Source organism: Mesorhizobium sp. L103C119B0, assembly GCF_000502235.1.
Taxonomy (GTDB): Bacteria; Pseudomonadota; Alphaproteobacteria; order Rhizobiales; family Rhizobiaceae; genus Mesorhizobium.
The window spans coordinates 152019-167209 of the sequence record NZ_AYXE01000008.1 but is presented as its reverse complement, the minus strand read 5'-3'; the positions used below and the strand labels follow the sequence as shown (position 1 = coordinate 167209).

13 protein-coding genes are annotated in these 15191 nt (G+C 64.3%); 8 read left to right on the top strand and 5 right to left on the bottom strand.

Annotated elements, in window-relative coordinates; translation table 11 throughout:
- Positions 1-73: 73 nt before the first annotated feature.
- From hemC to X728_RS150760, 8 genes are all read left to right on the top strand, one after another.
- Positions 74-997 (top strand): hydroxymethylbilane synthase, encoded by a 924-nt coding sequence (hemC, locus tag X728_RS150725; RefSeq protein WP_023710202.1) that lies wholly within the window; start codon positions 74-76, stop codon positions 995-997.
- A gap of 1 nt (position 998) precedes the next feature.
- Complete coding sequence (locus X728_RS150730) at positions 999-1712, top strand: uroporphyrinogen-III synthase (RefSeq protein ID WP_023710201.1); 714 nt, start codon at positions 999-1001, stop codon at positions 1710-1712.
- A gap of 112 nt (positions 1713-1824) precedes the next feature.
- Positions 1825-3315: a COG4223 family protein gene (locus X728_RS150735; RefSeq protein ID WP_023821973.1), complete on the top strand. Its 1491-nt coding sequence runs from the start codon at positions 1825-1827 to the stop codon at positions 3313-3315.
- A 10-nt stretch (positions 3316-3325) separates the two neighbouring features.
- The gene (locus X728_RS150740) at positions 3326-4924 is read left to right on the top strand and encodes a heme biosynthesis protein HemY (RefSeq protein ID WP_023831845.1); all 1599 of its coding nucleotides are present in this window, start codon (positions 3326-3328) and stop codon (positions 4922-4924) included.
- 75 nt (positions 4925-4999) lie between these two features.
- Positions 5000-5479 carry a TerB family tellurite resistance protein gene (locus X728_RS150745; RefSeq protein WP_023702389.1) on the top strand — a complete coding sequence of 160 codons (480 nt, stop codon included), beginning with the start codon at positions 5000-5002 and terminating at the stop codon, positions 5477-5479.
- Between the two features lie 14 nt (positions 5480-5493).
- Positions 5494-6210 carry a glutamine amidotransferase gene (locus X728_RS150750; protein WP_023831844.1) on the top strand — a complete coding sequence of 239 codons (717 nt, stop codon included), beginning with the start codon at positions 5494-5496 and terminating at the stop codon, positions 6208-6210.
- 188 nt (positions 6211-6398) lie between these two features.
- Positions 6399-6662 (top strand): YMGG-like glycine zipper-containing protein, encoded by a 264-nt coding sequence (locus X728_RS150755; protein ID WP_023670477.1) that lies wholly within the window; start codon positions 6399-6401, stop codon positions 6660-6662.
- 56 nt (positions 6663-6718) lie between these two features.
- The gene (locus X728_RS150760; RefSeq protein WP_023687739.1) at positions 6719-7354 is read left to right on the top strand and encodes an outer membrane lipoprotein carrier protein LolA; all 636 of its coding nucleotides are present in this window, start codon (positions 6719-6721) and stop codon (positions 7352-7354) included.
- A 30-nt stretch (positions 7355-7384) separates the two neighbouring features.
- Here X728_RS150760 and X728_RS150765 read toward each other — a convergent pair whose 3' ends face one another.
- From X728_RS150765 to X728_RS150785, 5 genes are all read right to left on the bottom strand, one after another.
- Positions 7385-10588: a multidrug efflux RND transporter permease subunit gene (locus tag X728_RS150765; RefSeq protein ID WP_023752682.1), complete on the bottom strand. Its 3204-nt coding sequence runs from the start codon at positions 10586-10588 to the stop codon at positions 7385-7387.
- Positions 10585-11691 (bottom strand): efflux RND transporter periplasmic adaptor subunit, encoded by a 1107-nt coding sequence (locus X728_RS150770; protein ID WP_023687741.1) that lies wholly within the window; start codon positions 11689-11691, stop codon positions 10585-10587. The genes X728_RS150765 and X728_RS150770 overlap by 4 nt, the downstream gene beginning before the upstream one ends.
- 361 nt (positions 11692-12052) lie before the next feature.
- Complete coding sequence (locus tag X728_RS150775) at positions 12053-13294, bottom strand: MFS transporter (protein ID WP_023670472.1); 1242 nt, start codon at positions 13292-13294, stop codon at positions 12053-12055.
- A gap of 158 nt (positions 13295-13452) precedes the next feature.
- On the bottom strand, positions 13453-14553 hold the full coding sequence (locus tag X728_RS150780) for a pyridoxal phosphate-dependent aminotransferase (protein ID WP_023745387.1): 1101 nt from the start codon (positions 14551-14553) through the stop codon (positions 13453-13455).
- A gap of 133 nt (positions 14554-14686) precedes the next feature.
- Positions 14687-15151: a MucR family transcriptional regulator gene (locus X728_RS150785; protein ID WP_023687743.1), complete on the bottom strand. Its 465-nt coding sequence runs from the start codon at positions 15149-15151 to the stop codon at positions 14687-14689.
- Positions 15152-15191: the final 40 nt, after the last annotated feature.

The window sequence follows — 15191 nt, the reverse complement described above, 5'->3', positions numbered from 1 at the left end:
TCGCCGGACTTTCCTAGTTAGAGGGAGTGCCGGAAACGCAAAGCCAGCCGGGGGTTATCACGGACCGCGCGCCATGCAAACTTTGAAAATCGGAACACGCGGCAGCCCGCTGGCGCTCGCCCAGGCGCATGAAACGCAGGCGCGGCTGATGGAAGCGCACGGCATGCCGGCGGAAGCCTTCGAGGTCGTCGTCATTTCGACCAGCGGCGACCGCATCCAGGACCGGCCGCTGTCGGAAGCCGGCGGCAAGGGCCTGTTCACCAAGGAAATCGAAGAGGCGCTGCTGGCCGGCACGATCGATATCGCCGTGCATTCCTCCAAGGATATGCCGACAGTGCTGCCGGACGGGCTGGAGCTGTCCGCCTTCCTGCCGCGCGAGGATGCGCGGGACGCCTTCATCGGAAAGGCGGTGAAGCGCATTGTTGATTTGCCGCAAGGCGCCAAGGTCGGGTCGTCTTCGCTCAGGCGCCAGGCGCTGATCCGGCGCATGCGGCCGGACCTAGGCGTGGTCATGTTCCGCGGCAATGTGCAGACCAGGCTGCGCAAGCTGGAGGAAGGCGTCGCCGAAGGCACGATCCTCGCTTATGCCGGGCTGAAGCGGCTCGGGCTCGGCCATGTCGTCACCGATCTGATGCCGCTCGATGCTTTTCCGCCGGCGCCGGGACAAGGCGCAATCGGCATCGAAACCCGCATCGGCGACAGCGAGGTCGAAAAGATGCTGGTGGCCATCCATGATGTGCCGACAGGCCAGGCGCTGGCCTGTGAGCGCGCCTTCCTGGCGGCGCTCGACGGCTCCTGCCGCACGCCGATCGCCGGCTATGCGACGATCTCGGGCGGCAGGCTGGTTTTCGCCGGGCTGATCATTTCGCCCGATGGCACGCAATCGCATGAGGTCAAGGCCGAAGGCTTGGCGCTGGATGCCGCTGACATCGGCACGGACGCGGCCAGGATGGTGCGGGTCAAAGCGGGCGAAACCTTCTTCGACGGCTGGGTCTGACATGCGTGTCCTGGTGACGCGACCGCAGCCCGGGGCGTCGCGAACCATGCGGCGGCTGCAGGAATTGGGATTTGAGCCTCTCCTTCTGCCACTGACCGAAACGGTGACACTGCCGGTTGGCGCCGATGCTGCGTGCGACAATGCCGTGGCCGTCGCTGTGACCAGCGCCAATGCCGTGCGGCATGCGCCGAAAGAACTCATTCGTGCGCTCGCCGCCTTGCCTTGCCATGCCGTCGGACGCAGGACGGCTGAAGCGGCACGTTCGGCAGGGTTCTTGTCGGTCAGCGAAGGGGCGGGCGACGCCGAGCGGCTGGCCGAGGCGATTGCCGCCGGCCTTTCCGGCAAGGCGGTCGTCTATCTCACAGGGCGCGTGCGGTTTCCGCCCTTCGAGGCGCGGCTGCGAAATGCCGGCGTCGAGGTCCGCACCGTCGAAACTTACGACACGATTTCGCTCGATTATTCCGATGCTGAAACCCGTACACGCCTGTCCGACAAGGCGGTCGACGCGGTGCTGCTCTATTCAGCCAAGGCGGCGGCAGCGTTGCAGGCCTTGACCAACAGGGCGGGGCTGCGCGATCTCTTTGAAAACATGCAGGCTTTTGCGCTCTCCGAGCGCGTGGCAGCGGCATTTGACAATGCCGCCGGCAAAAAAATACGCATGGCGCGGGAACCGCAGGAGGAGGCGCTGCTTGAGCTGTTGCACCGCGGCGACTGAGCCCCGTGTCATCACGCCGCCCCTTTTCACCTGATGATGATGTGCTAGACCATTTTTCAAACCATCACGCGCCGTCGGGCGCCCAGACGAAGCAGGATTGCGGAGCCCAGGCATGGTCAAGACGCCGAAGATGCGACATTCGAAAAGCCGCCGCGAGCCGGTGACCATCGAACTCGAACCCGGCGCTGTCTCGCGCATTGCCGATGCGGATGCCGCCAAGACGGATGTCGCCAACTCGGATGACGTCGGGGCCCCGGCAGAATCGGTTGCGGCCGAGGATGCGGCTGCCATGGCCAATGCGCAGCCGGAGACGCCTGACGAGCCCGTTCATGCCGATCAAGCCGATCTCGAGCCGTGGGAGCACTCCGACGCCGCGGCGCAGGCCGCTCCCGAAAGCGCCGATGCCAAGGCGTCCACCCAGGCGGAGCAGCCTTACCCCACCGCTTCGGATGCGCCACCGCGCGCCAGAACCTCCGACTACAGTTTCGAGGATGCCTCGCCCAAGCCGGGTGCACCCAAGGAAACCCCAAGGACAGCCGGGAACCAGCCCATGGCCGCGCAACCGAAGCGCACGAGCGGCATTGCCGCCGGCATCATCGGCGGTGTCATCGCGCTGGCTGCCGCCGGCGGGCTGCAGTTTGCCGGCGTGCTTGGCGCTCCGGGCTCAGGGGCGGGCACGGTCTCGCTCGACGGCGTCAATGGCGAGATCGCTTCGCTGAAGCGCGAAATCGCCGACCTCAGGGAAGCCAGCGGCAATGGCGCCGCAACGGCCAAGGTCGACGGGCTGTCTTCGGCGCTGGATCAGGTCAAGGCCGATGTCGCATCGCTGAAATCGGCGGTCGAAAAGGGCGGCGCCGGCGACAATGCCGGGCTTGCCGCGCTTGGCGACAAGGTCAAGCAGATCGAGACCGCGGTCGCCGCCCTTGGCCAGGCCGGTGGTGCAGCGCCCGTCGATCTCGCGCCGCTCAATGAAAGACTGGCGGGCCTCGACGCACTGGTGAAATCGGCCGGCGAGGCAGCCAAGGCGCAGGAAGGCAAGATCGCCGCGCTGGAGCAGTCGGTGATGCAGCTCGCCGGCAAGGTCGATGCGCAGGCCTCGCAGCCAAAGATCGCGATGGCCATCGCCGCTTCGGCCTTGAAGGCGGCGCTTGACCGCGGCGCGCCGTTCGCCGCCGAGTTGGAGACCTTCGCGGCGATCTCGCCCGATGCACCGCAGATTGCAGCGCTGCGCCCCTACGCTGAAAAGGGCGTCCCGACCCGCACCGAGATCGCCGGCGAGGCCGACGCCGCGGCCAATGCGATGGTCGCGGCGGCGACGCCGGTCGATGAAAATGCCGGCTTCTTCCAGAACCTTTTGTCGAGCGCCGAATCGCTGGTCAAGGTCCGGCCGATCGGCGCCGTCGAAGGCGCCGGCGCGCCGGAAACCGTGGCGCGCATCGAAGTGGCGGTCAACCAGGGCGACTACGCCAAGGCGCTCAGCGAATACGCAACGCTGCCGGATGCGGTCAAGGCTGCCGGCGCCGACTTTGCCGGCAAACTGAAGGCGCGCATCGACGTCGAGACGCAGGTCGACGCGCTGATTGCAGGAGCGATGAAGGCATGAGGACGACACGATGATCCGCATTCTCATCTTTCTCGCCGCCGTCTTCGCCCTCGGTCTGGGCTTTGCCTGGCTGGCCGATCGTCCCGGCGAGATGGTCGTTACCTTCAACGGTTACCAATACCAGGTCAGCCTGATGGTGGCGGCGGTGGCGATCGTTGCCGTCGTCGCAGCGGTGATGATCGTCTGGTGGCTGATCAAGTCGCTGTGGAACAGCCCATACACGATCTCGCGCTATTTCCGCGTCCGCCGCCGCGACCGCGGCTACCAGGCGCTGTCGACCGGCATGATCGCAGCCGGCGCCGGCGACGGCGCGCTGGCCCGCAAGAAGTCCAAGGAAGCCGCCAAACTGATCCGCTCCGACCAGGAGCCGCTGATCCAGCTGCTCGAAGCGCAAGCCTCGCTGCTCGAAGGCGACCATGAGGGCGCGCGCGAAAAATTCGAGGCCATGCTCGACGACCCCGAAATGCGGCTGCTTGGCCTGCGCGGGCTCTATCTCGAAGCCGAACGGCTCGGCGACCGCAACGCGGCGCGTCACTATGCCGGCCGCGCCGCTTCCGTCGCGCCGCAACTGGCTTGGGCCGCCGAATCGACGCTGGAAGATCTGACCGGGCGCGGCGACTGGGACGGCGCGCTGAAGCTGGTGGAGGCGCAGAAGTCGACCAGGCAGATCGAACGCGACGCCGCCAATCGCCGCCGCGCCGTGCTGTTGACCGCCAAGGCGCAGGCGCTGACCGACAGCGACCCCAATGCAGCCAAGGCAGCGGCACTCGAGGCAAACAAGCTCGCGCCCGATTTCGCGCCGGCCGCGGTTGCAGCCGCCAATCTTCTGTTCAAACAGAACGATGTGCGCAAAGGCTCGAAGATCCTTGAGGCAGCCTGGAAGGCTGAGCCGCATCCCGAGATCGCCGAGCTCTACACCCACGCAAGGCCGGGAGATGCCGTGGTCGATCGTCTCAACCGGGCGAAGAAGCTGCAGGAGCTGAAGCGCAACAATGCCGAATCGTCGATGACGGTGGCGCGCGCCGCGCTCGATGCGCAGGATTTTTCCACCGCCCGCCGCGAGGCGGAAGCGGCGATCCGCATGGATCGCCGGGAAGGCGCTTACCTGCTGCTGGCCGATATCGAGGAGGCAGAGACCGGCGACCAGGGCAAGATCAGGCAATTGCTGTCCAAGGCGGTCAGGGCGCCGCGCGATCCGGCCTGGGTCGCCGACGGCGTCGTCTCCGAACGCTGGGCGCCGGTATCGCCGGTCAGCGGCAAGCTCGACGCTTTCGCCTGGCGCGCACCGATGGAGCGGCTGGGCCAGCTCATCGACAGCCATGAAGACGAAGCCGATGTGCCGGTGCTTGCGGCACCCGCCAAGCCGACAAAGGAAGCCGAAGTGGTCGATCATCCCGCCGTTGCCAGGAGCAGCGAGGCGCCGACCGAGTCGAAGCCCGCTGTGGGCGATGAGCAGGTCACACCGGTCACTTCCGCCGCTTTCGCCGCAATACCGCCCGATGCCGAACCCGTCGAACCTGCCGAGGAACTGGCTCGGCTGCCCGACGACCCTGGCGTCGACCCCGACGACGAAGCGGAGAAGTCACCGCGCCGCTTCCGCCTGTTTTGATCCCTGAAGCATGATCCCAAAAAGTCGATAGCGGTTTTGGAAAAGATCATGCTCCAATAAAGTGAAGTTAGCACCATGTTCGAACGCGTCCTGGCCTTTCTGAAAGACCTGCCCTCCGGGGCTGGGGCTCGCGCCAATGCGGACGATCCGCGCGTTGCGGCGTCGGCTTTGCTCTATCATGTGATGAATGCCGACGGCGTGCGCCAGGATGTCGAGTGGGAGCGGTTCAAGCAGGTGCTGGCGCAGAGCTATTCGATCAGCGGCGACGAGCTCGATGCACTGGCTGCCGCCGGCGAGCGCGCCGACAATGAGGCGATCGACCTCTATGCCTTCACCAGCGTCTTGAAGCGCCATCTCGACGCCGAGGCGCGCAAGGCTTTCATCGGCCTGATGTGGGAAATCGTCTATGCCGACGGCGAACTGCATGAACTGGAGGACAACACCGTCTGGCGCGTCGCCGAGCTAATCGGCGTCGAGCGCCAGGATCGCGTCGAGGCGCGCCGCAAGGCGGCGGCCGCCGCGCCCGGCGCCAGCGGAACGTCGAGCGACGAATAGGATTCCGCCTTTCCATGCCGCCCAGACCGAGCTCGAAACCAAAAATCCTGATCGTGCTGCATCAGGAGACTTCGAGCCCCGGCCGGGTTGGCCACATGCTGCTCGAGGAAGGTTTCGACCTCGACATCCGCCGGCCGCCTCTCGGCGACAGCCTGCCGGAGACGCTGGAGGGACACGCCGGCGCCGTGGTGTTCGGCGGGCCGATGAGCGCCAATGACGAAGATGAGTTCGTCCGCCGCGAGACCAACTGGCTCAATGTTCCGCTAAAGGAGAACCGGCCCTTCCTCGGCATCTGCCTTGGCGCGCAGATGCTGGCCAATCATCTCGGCGGCAAGGTCGAGGGGCATGGCGAGGGGCTGGTCGAGATCGGCTGGTATCCGCTGCAGCCGACCGAAGCCGGCAAAAAGCTGCTGCCCTGGCCCGACATGGTTTACCAGTTTCACCGCGAAGGCTTTTCGCTGCCCAGGGATGCGACGCTGCTGGCCACGGCGGAAACCTACCCCAACCAGGCTTTTCGCTATGGCGACAATGCCTGGGGCATCCAGTTCCATGGCGAACTGACCCAGTTGATGATGCAGCGCTGGGTGGTGCGCGGCGCACACCGTTTCGAATTGCCCGGCGCGCAGCCCGGCCGCGACCATCTCGGCGGCCGGCTGATCTGGGATATGCACCTCAAGCGCTGGCTGAGCGAATTTTTGAGCCTGATCTTCGGCAAGCCTACTGAGGGATAGAGCAAAATCCAACTACTCTGAACGGCCGAGCTTGCCCAAAGACGACTTACCTCTGGGAGGCGTGTACGATGGATCCGGGACCTTAGCCCGTTCCCGCAGATTTGGATTGCGCCCCAAACACTCCGATGGATCGAAAAACTCCGTGGCGCATTTAAGCTTCGGCTAATAACGGCCCCAGGAGAGAACCAATGAAGAAGACGCTGCTCATTTTGAGCCTACTCATTCCGCTCGCGGCATGCTCCCGCACCGAACAAGGCGCTGCCGTCGGTGGTTTGGGTGGCGCAGCTGTAGGCGCAGCAGTGGCCGGCGACCCGGTAAAAGGGGCGGTTGTTGGCGGGGCGGTCGGAGCGCTGGCCGGGGCGGTCATCGGGCACGCCAGCGAAGCCGGCCAGTGCAGATATCGCGGTCGGAACGGTCGAGTTTACGTTGCTCAGTGCCCGGACGGCTACTGATCTCAAAGACGCGTGATCTCTTTCGATCACGCGTCTTTTCGGGGTAGGATAACTGAATGGCATATAACAGCAAAAGACTGCGGGCTTTCTGGTTCGCCGTTGTCAGCGCTGTCGCGATAAACGCCGAACTTTCGACCGCGGCCTTGGCCGCACCTGTAGAAGCGAAGACGATTGCCGATCACTTCTCATCGGTAAAGTCCATGTCCGGGGACTTTGTCCAGTCGGGCCCAAGAGCGGAAAGGACCAAAGGGAAATTTTTCCTCCAGCGGCCGGGCAAGATCCGGTTCAACTATGCAGGCCAATCAGGGGTCAGCGTAATTGCAGATGGAAAATCCTTGGTGGTCTATAACAAGAAGCTCAAGACATCGCGGCTTTATGCTCTCTCGAAGACGCCGCTCAAGCTGCTCCTCGACAATCAGGTCAACTTTTCCGGCAATCGCCTCAAAAGTATCAAGGACGATGGCGCCCAGGTGATCATCAGGCTGGCCGACAAGTCGGCCTTCGGCAATTCGAATATCACTATGGTGTTTGACAGGGAATCGCTCGATCTACGCAGATGGACCCTGACTGACGAGAGGGGCCTTACCTCGACAGTCACCATATCCAACGTGAAGCAGGGCGTTCGCGCTCCTGCGGGCACCTTCACTATCGACTATGCCGCAAACCGTGAATTCAACACCAAAACGAAATAGTCGGCAGCGCCACGAACTGCCCGTGTAACACTACTCGGCGGCCGTCTCCGACGGCACCTCTGCCGGTGCCGAAGGCTCGGCCTCGGCATGCGGCTTGCGCCGTGAAAACAGCGACCTTAGCGTGACGTAGAACACCGGCGTCAGGAACAGGCCGACGAAGGTGACGCCGAGCATGCCGGAGAACACCGCGGTGCCGAGCGACTGGCGCATTTCCGCGCCCGGGCCTGTCGCGATCATCAGCGGCACGACGCCGAGGATGAACGAGAAGGCGGTCATCAGGATCGGCCGCAGCCTGAGCCGGCAGGCTTCGACGGCAGCCTCGGCGGCCGACAGGCCGCGTTCCTGCGCCTGCCGCGCGAATTCGACGATGAGGATCGCGTTCTTGGCGGCAAGTCCGATCAGCACGATGAGGCCGATTTGCACGAGGATGTTGTTGTCCAGCCCTCGGAACGACACGCCGAGCAACGCCGCGAGCACGCCGAGCGGCACCACCAGCACGATGGCGAACGGCAGCACCCAGCTTTCATATTGCGCCGCCAGCGCCAGGAACACGAACAGCACCGACAGTCCGAAGATATAGACAGCGGCATTGCCGGTGTTGCGCTCCTGATAGGCGAGTTCGGTCCATTCGTAGGAGGTACCGGCCGGCAACGTCTGTGCCGTGATCGCTTCCATCTTGGCAAGCGCATCGCCGGTGGAAACACCGGGCGCGGCGTTGCCCTGCAGCGGCACGGAGACGTACATGTTGTAGCGCTGGACCAGCGCCGGGCCGGTGACGTCGCGGATCTCGATCAACGTGCCCAGCGGAACCAGCGCGCCGGTCGCCGAGCGCACCTTCAGTTTCAAGATGTCGGCGCGATCGAGGCGGAACGCCTGGTCGGCCTGCGCGCGCACCTGGTAGACGCGCCCGAAAGCGTTGAAGTCGTTGACGTAGGCGGTGCCCAGATTGATCGACAGCGTCTCGAAGATGTTGGGGATCGGCACGTTCAGGATGCGCGCCTTGTCGCGATCGATCGCCAGGAAGAATTGCGGGCTGGACGCGGAGAAGGTGGTGAACACGCCGGTCAGCCCCGCCGTCTTGTTGGCCTTGCCGGCAATTTCATAGGCAAGCGCCAGGATCTGCCGCATGTCGGCGCTGTTGCGCTCCTGGATCTGCAGCTTGAAGCCGCCGGCATTGCCGACGCCGCGGATCGGCGGCGGCGGCAGTGCGATAATGAAGGCTTCCTTGATGCTTTGCAGGCTGCCGAACAAATTGCCGATGACCTGGGTCGCGGACTGGCCGGCTTCCAGTCGCTCGTCAAACGGCTTGAACCTGGCGAAGATCACGCCCGCGTTGCTGGCATTGGTAAAGGTGGCACCGGAGAAGCCGGCGAAGGCGACCGCGTAGTCGACGCCCGGCGTTTTCTGGATGATCTGCGACGCCTGCTGGATGACGGCATCGGTCCGCGATAGCGAGGCGCCGTCCGGCAACTGGACGACGACGATCGCATACCCCTGGTCGAGCGACGGAATGAAACCGCGCGGCACCGTCTGAACCATATAGACCGTGGCGTAGATGAGGGCCGCGAAAACGGCCAGCGTGGCGGCCATCGCTATCCGCGAGCCGACCAGCACGCGCACGATGCTCGAATACCAATGGGCGACCTTGTCGAAGCCGCCATTGAAGCCGTCGGCGAGCGCCCGTCCGAACCGCGCCAGGAAAAAGCGCGGCGGCGCCGCAGCAGTGTGGTGCGGCTTGAACAGCAGCGCGGCCAAGGCCGGCGAGAGCGTCAGCGAATTGAATGCCGAGATCGCCGTCGACACCGCGATGGTGATCGCAAACTGCAGGTAGAACTGCCCGGAAATGCCGGGAATGAAGGCTGTCGGCACGAACACCGCTATCAGCACCAGCGAGATCGCGATGACCGCCGTTCCGACTTCGTCCATGGTCAGATGCGACGCCGGATTGGGCGCCAACCCCCTGGCGATATTTCGCTCGACGTTCTCGACCACGACGATCGCATCGTCGACGACGATGCCGATGGCCAGAACGAGGCCGAACAGCGTCAGCATGTTGAGGGAGAAGCCGGCGGCGTAAAGCACCGCCAGCGTGCCGATCAGCGACACCGGGATCGCCACGATCGGCACGATCGCCATGCGCCACGATTGCAGGAAGACGATGATGACGATGATGACCAGCACCATCGCCTCGAGGATCGTCTTGTAGACCTCCTGGATCGACTCGGCGACGAACTCGGTCGGATTGTAGACGATGTCGTAGCTCAATCCCTTCGGGAAGTCCTGGGAAAGCTCCTTCATCTTGTCCTGGATCTCCGCGGCTGCGGCGAGCGCATTGGTGCCTGGCCGCTGGAAGATGGCGAGCGCCACCGCCGGTTTGCCGTTGAGATAGGAGTTGGTGACGTAATCCTTGGCGCCGAGCTCGATGCGCGCCACGTCCTGCAGCTGGATCAGGCGGCCGTCTTCGGCCGATTTGACGATCACGTATCGGAAGTCGCGTGCGTCGTTGAAGCGGCCTTGCGTGGTGACCGTGTACTGAAACGCCGTGCCGGTATTGGTCGGCGGCGCGCCGATGGAGCCGCCCGACACCTGGACGTTCTGGTCGCGCAGCGCCTGCACCACATCGCCCGAGGTCATCCCCAGGGCGGACAGTTTTTCCGGATCGAGCCAGATGCGCAGCGAATATTCGCGTTCGCCGAAGATGATGAGGTCGCCGACGCCGTCCAACCTGAGCAGTATGTCGCGCACCCGCGAGCGGGCGTAGTTCGAGACGTAGAGCTGGTCGTAGGTATTGTCGGGCGACAGCATGTGCACGACCATCATCAGGTCGGGCGAGCTCTTGATGGTGGTGATGCCGAGGCGGCGGACTTCTTCGGGCAGGCGCGGCTCGGCGACCGACACGCGGTTCTGTACCAGCACCTGCGCCTGGTCGAGATCGGTGCCTAGCTTGAAGGTGATGGTCAGCGCCATCGCCCCGTCGCCGGACGAATAGGACGACATGTAAAGCATGCCCTCGACGCCGTTGATCTCCTGCTCGATCGGCGTTGCCACCGTCGCTGCGACCGTCTCGGCGTCGGCGCCCGGGTACTGGGCGCGAACGACGATGGTCGGCGGCGCGATCTCGGGATATTGCGCGATCGGCAGCTGGGTATAAGCAATCCCGCCGAGGATCAGGAGGACGATCGAAACCACCGATGCGAAGATCGGACGGTCGACGAAGAAATGGGCGAACCTCATTGCTGCAACCCGGCGGTCTCGACCTTGGGCGGCAACGTCACCATCTCGACTTTCACCTTGGTGCCGGGCCTGGCGTGCATCAGCCCGTTGACGATGATCGTCTCGTCGCCGGTCAGGCCCGCGCGGATCACCCGGTAGCCGTCGAGAAGCGGGCCGGTGCGCACGGGCTTCGCCGACACCATCCCGGCCTCATCCACCAGGTACACGATGCGGCGATCCTGATCGGCGCCGACCGCCTCGTCGGGCACCAGGACGCCGCTATGCGGCAGCGACCCCGGCACGTTGATGCGCCCGAACATGCCTGGCTGGAGAACGCCGTCGGCGTTGGCAAACCTTGCACGCACCCGCATGGTGCCGGTCGCGTTGTCGATCCGGTTCTCGGCAAAATCGAGCTTGCCCTTGAATACCGCCTCCGCGCGGTCAGCGACGCGAACCACCACCTCGAGCCCGCCGGCGCCTTCCTGCATGCTGCCGCCGCGCTCCTTCGCGTCGCGGGCGTAGCTGAAATACAGGCGCTCATCGACGTCGAAATAGAAGTCGATCGGATCGCGCGTGACGATGGTCGTCAGCAAGGTGGAATCCGGCTGCACGAGGTTGCCGACCGACACCAGCCGGCGGTCGATGCGGCCGGACAAGGGCGCCTTGATCTCGGTGAACTCCAGATTCAGGTTGGCCGTCGTCAGCGCAGCCGTCGCGCCTTGCATCTGCGCCTGCGCCGAAAGGTATTCCCGCCGACGGTCGTCGACCGTCGCGGCCGAGATATTGCCGGTCTTGGCGAGTTCATCGGCGCGATCCAGCTGCATCTTGGAGAATTCGAGCAGGGACTTGGCGACGTCTACTTGCGACTTGGCGGCATCGTAGGCCGCCTGGTACGGACGCTGGTCGATGGTGAAGAGCAGGTCGCCCTTGTTGACCAGTGCGCCGTCCTGGAAGCTGATCTTGTCCAGATAGCCGCTGACGCGCGAACGGATGGCAACCTCGTCGACGGCTTCGAAGCGCCCGACGAACTCATCGTCTTCGACGATTTCACGCACCACCGGCTTGGCCGCCGTCACCACCGGCAGTTGCTGGTCCTGCGCAAACGCGTTGCTGCTGAAAGCCATGCCGAGCAGGAATGCCACTGGGACGGCGGAGCGGGCCAGCCAGCCGACCGATCGGCTGGGTCGCCCGCTTGCGTCGCGATGCGATTGCCGATTCCCTGAAGTGTCCATTTGCGTCCCCGCTAGCTGGACCCGGAGGTCGGGTGGTTCTCTTCTATATTTAAGGTTTCTCGTCGAGACCAGAGCACTGCAGTATTGTGCATGGCAACATAATCATTTTCCATATGGACTGAAATGTCCACCCTGTGGCTGCCCCGCCATCTGGCTAGTTCGCCCAGAACCGGCCCATCCGCTTCCGGCCCATCTAAGCCGTCATCGGCGCAAGCTGATTTGGACCGAGCGCCGGATCCTGCGGCTTACTCGATCAGTTGCGGCTGTTGAGATGCCGCACCCTTCGCAGTTGCGGAAACAGCACCGCCCACAGTCCGGCGACGGCAATCGCACCGACGCCGCCGATCACCACCGCCGGCACGGTGCCGATCAGCGCCGCCATGGTGCCGGCGCGGAACTCGCCGACTTCGTTGGAGGCGCCGACGAAGACCTGGTTGACGGCGTTGACGCGGCCGCGCACCTCGTCGGGTGTCCACAGCTGGATCAGCGTCTCCCTGATATAGACGCTGAACATGTCGGTGGCGCCGAGGCCGGCAAGGGCCAGGATCGACAGCCAGGTGATGGTCGAGACGCCGAACAGCACGGTGAAGGCGCCGAACCCGGCGACGAAGCCGAGCATGATCTTGCCGGCACTGTCGCGCAGCGGATGCCCGGCAAGCCAGACCGCGACACAGATGGCGCCGATGCCGGGCGCCGAGCGCAGCAGGCCGAGGCCCCACGGGCCGAGTTCCAGAATATCGCGGGCATAGACCGGCAGCAGCGCCGAGGCACCGGACAGAAGCACGGCGAAGAGGTCGAGCGAGATGGCGCCCAAGACGATCTTCTCGCTCCAGATGTATCGGAAGCCGGCAAACAGCGTCTCCATCGTCGGCTTGTCGGTGGCGCTCTGCTGGGCCGGTTTCGGAATGGTGAAGATCAGCAGACCGGCCACCAGCATCAGCACGGAGGCAACGGCGTAAGCGGCTTCGGCCGAGACGCCATAGAGCAGGCCGCCGGCGACCGGGCCGACAATGGTCGCCGTTTGCCAGGCGGACGAGTTCCAGGCGATCGCATTGCCGAAATCTTCCGGCGGAACAAGGTTGGCGAACAGCGACGACGAGGCCGGCCCATAAAAAGCGCGCGCCAGGCCGAACATAGCCAGCACGATGAAGATCGGCAGCGGGCTGACGAGACCGCGCAGCGTGAAGTACAACAGGACAAGCGCACAACCTGCCTCGACTACCGTCGCCAGCGCCATGATCAGGCGGCGGCCGAAACGGTCGGCGACAACGCCGGTGACCAGCACCAGCAGCAGCGACGGCAGGAACTGGACGATGCCGACAATGCCGAGATCGAAGGGATCGCGCGTCAGATCATAGATCTGCCAGCCGACGGCGACGGACACGATCATGGTGGCGAAGGTGGTCAGGAAACGCGCCGCCCAATAGCTCAGGAAGGAGCGATGGCGGAAGGCGGCGTAACGCCGGTCAGGCGGTGTATGGGAATGGGATGTCATGGATACAGGCCCCGTTGCTTGCATTGGCCGGCGGGGCACTTCCCGGAAATGGGCGCTGTTCCGGCCAATGAAACTTATCAAAGTTCGGGGCGCGTATGCGTGAAAATCGGGCCTGGATCAAGCGGTTTTCCAGCCGCTCGCCCGATTGCACGCGGACGTTACTGCCTCAGCGCGGCGGTGATGGCGTCGAGGCCGCCCTGTAATTCCGCCTCTTTCGGCCAGCCGAAACCGACGCGGAAGAAGCGCTTGGGCATATCAAACCAGTGGCCGGGACCGACATAGGTGCCGTGGCTTTCCAGCAGATTGACGTAGAAACGGTCGAGGTCGAAGTCTGGACTGACAACGAGCCTTGGAAATCCAACGACGCCGCCTTGTGGCCGCACCCAGTCGACCAGCGGCTCGCGGTCAATCCAGGCTTGCACGATGTCGCGGCGTTTCGCCATCTCGGGCAGCAGCGCGGCCAAGAAAGCGTCGCGGCGCTCCAGCATGCCGCGCGCAATTCCTTCGTCGATCACGCTGCCGCAAATGCCGATCTGCTCCTTGGCGGCGAGGAAGCGCTCCTGCAGTTCAGCATCGCTGGTGATCAGCCAGCCAATGCGGATGCCGGGAATGCCGAAGGCTTTCGACAGCGACGAGACACTGATCGCCTTGGGGCTGAGAGAAGCCGCCGCCGGCAGGCGCTGTCCATAGGAGAGGTCGCGATAGGTCTCGTCGACCAGCAGATGGCAGCCGCTCGCTTCGGCCAGCGCAATCAGCGCGTCGAGATCGGCCCGGCCCATCATCGTGCCGGTCGGGTTGTGCGGGCAGGTGACGCTGATCAGCTTGGTGTTCGGTTGCATGCTGGCGGCGACGCGGCCGAAATCGATGGCAAAGCCTGCGTCGAAATCGAGATCGACATAGGAGATGGCGCAGCCGATCGCCTTGGGGGTCTCGATGTTGGTGGCGTAGTTCGGCCGGACGACGACAAGATGGTCGCGCTCCGACAGAAGCGAGGTCGAAATGATGAAGAGCGCGCCCGCCGCACCGGCGGTCACCAGAACATCGTCAGCGGAGATGCCTTTGTCTTGCGCCGCGATCAGCGCCCGCAACTCCTTGTCGCCGCGATGCTCGCCGTAGAACAGCGTGAGATCCGGCAGCGACAGGCCGACGTCGGAGAGTTTCTGATCGGCGATCGAGCTTTCGGAGAGATTGAACCGAATGCGATCGTAGCCGTATTCCTCCGGCGCCTCTTTCTCGATCACCATTCTGGCGTAGTTCATCGCTGCTCCCCCAAAGCAATCTCTGTGGTGTATCCAAGCCACAAAAGCACGAAGCCTGCCAAGGCTCATTCGCCGGCAGGCTTCTGTTCCAGTCGTCCAAACGATTGGCTCAGGGCCGAGGCGCTGATCCCACTCAGGCCGGAACTTTGGCCTTCCGACCCTTGGCTTTCGCCGGCGCGGCCACTGCAGCCTTGCGGCCGAGGCCGATCGACTTGGCCAGCTCGGAGCGCGACGCCGCGTAGTTGGGGGCAACCATCGGATAGTCGGCCGGCAGGCCCCATTTGGTACGATAGGCTTCCGGCGTCAGGTTGAAATGGACGCCGAGATGGCGCTTCAGCGATTTGAATTTTTTGCCGTCCTCGAGGCAGATGATGTAATCCGGCGTCACCGACCGCTTGGGATTGACGGCCGGGATCTGCGGCGCCGCCACTGGGGCCGGCGGCTGGCTGAGCCCGCCGATCGACGCCGCAACGCTGGCGATGAGATCGCTCAGGCCGGCAACGGGCAAGCGGTTCTTCTCGACGTAAGCGGACACGATATGGGCGGTAAGCTCGAGCAGGTCGATGTCCTTGTCAGAGTCGTTGCTGTCGTCGGCCAATTTATCTCTCCGTCGCTAGGGGGGTGGCGGAAACTCCCAG

Bases quoted from the DNA above. Each gene is read 5' to 3' on its own strand.
- hemC (WP_023710202.1), top strand. From the start codon at position 74: ATGCAAACTTTGAAAATCGGAACACGCGGCAGCCCGCTGGCGCTCGCC.
- X728_RS150730 (WP_023710201.1), top strand. From the start codon at position 999: ATGCGTGTCCTGGTGACGCGACCGCAGCCCGGGGCGTCGCGAACCATG.
- X728_RS150735 (WP_023821973.1), top strand. From the start codon at position 1,825: ATGGTCAAGACGCCGAAGATGCGACATTCGAAAAGCCGCCGCGAGCCG.
- X728_RS150740 (WP_023831845.1), top strand. From the start codon at position 3,326: ATGATCCGCATTCTCATCTTTCTCGCCGCCGTCTTCGCCCTCGGTCTG.
- X728_RS150745 (WP_023702389.1), top strand. From the start codon at position 5,000: ATGTTCGAACGCGTCCTGGCCTTTCTGAAAGACCTGCCCTCCGGGGCT.
- X728_RS150750 (WP_023831844.1), top strand. From the start codon at position 5,494: ATGCCGCCCAGACCGAGCTCGAAACCAAAAATCCTGATCGTGCTGCAT.
- X728_RS150755 (WP_023670477.1), top strand. From the start codon at position 6,399: ATGAAGAAGACGCTGCTCATTTTGAGCCTACTCATTCCGCTCGCGGCA.
- X728_RS150760 (WP_023687739.1), top strand. From the start codon at position 6,719: ATGGCATATAACAGCAAAAGACTGCGGGCTTTCTGGTTCGCCGTTGTC.
- X728_RS150765 (WP_023752682.1), bottom strand. From the start codon at position 10,588: ATGAGGTTCGCCCATTTCTTCGTCGACCGTCCGATCTTCGCATCGGTG.
- X728_RS150770 (WP_023687741.1), bottom strand. From the start codon at position 11,691: ATGGCTTTCAGCAGCAACGCGTTTGCGCAGGACCAGCAACTGCCGGTG.
- X728_RS150775 (WP_023670472.1), bottom strand. From the start codon at position 13,294: ATGACATCCCATTCCCATACACCGCCTGACCGGCGTTACGCCGCCTTC.
- X728_RS150780 (WP_023745387.1), bottom strand. From the start codon at position 14,553: ATGAACTACGCCAGAATGGTGATCGAGAAAGAGGCGCCGGAGGAATAC.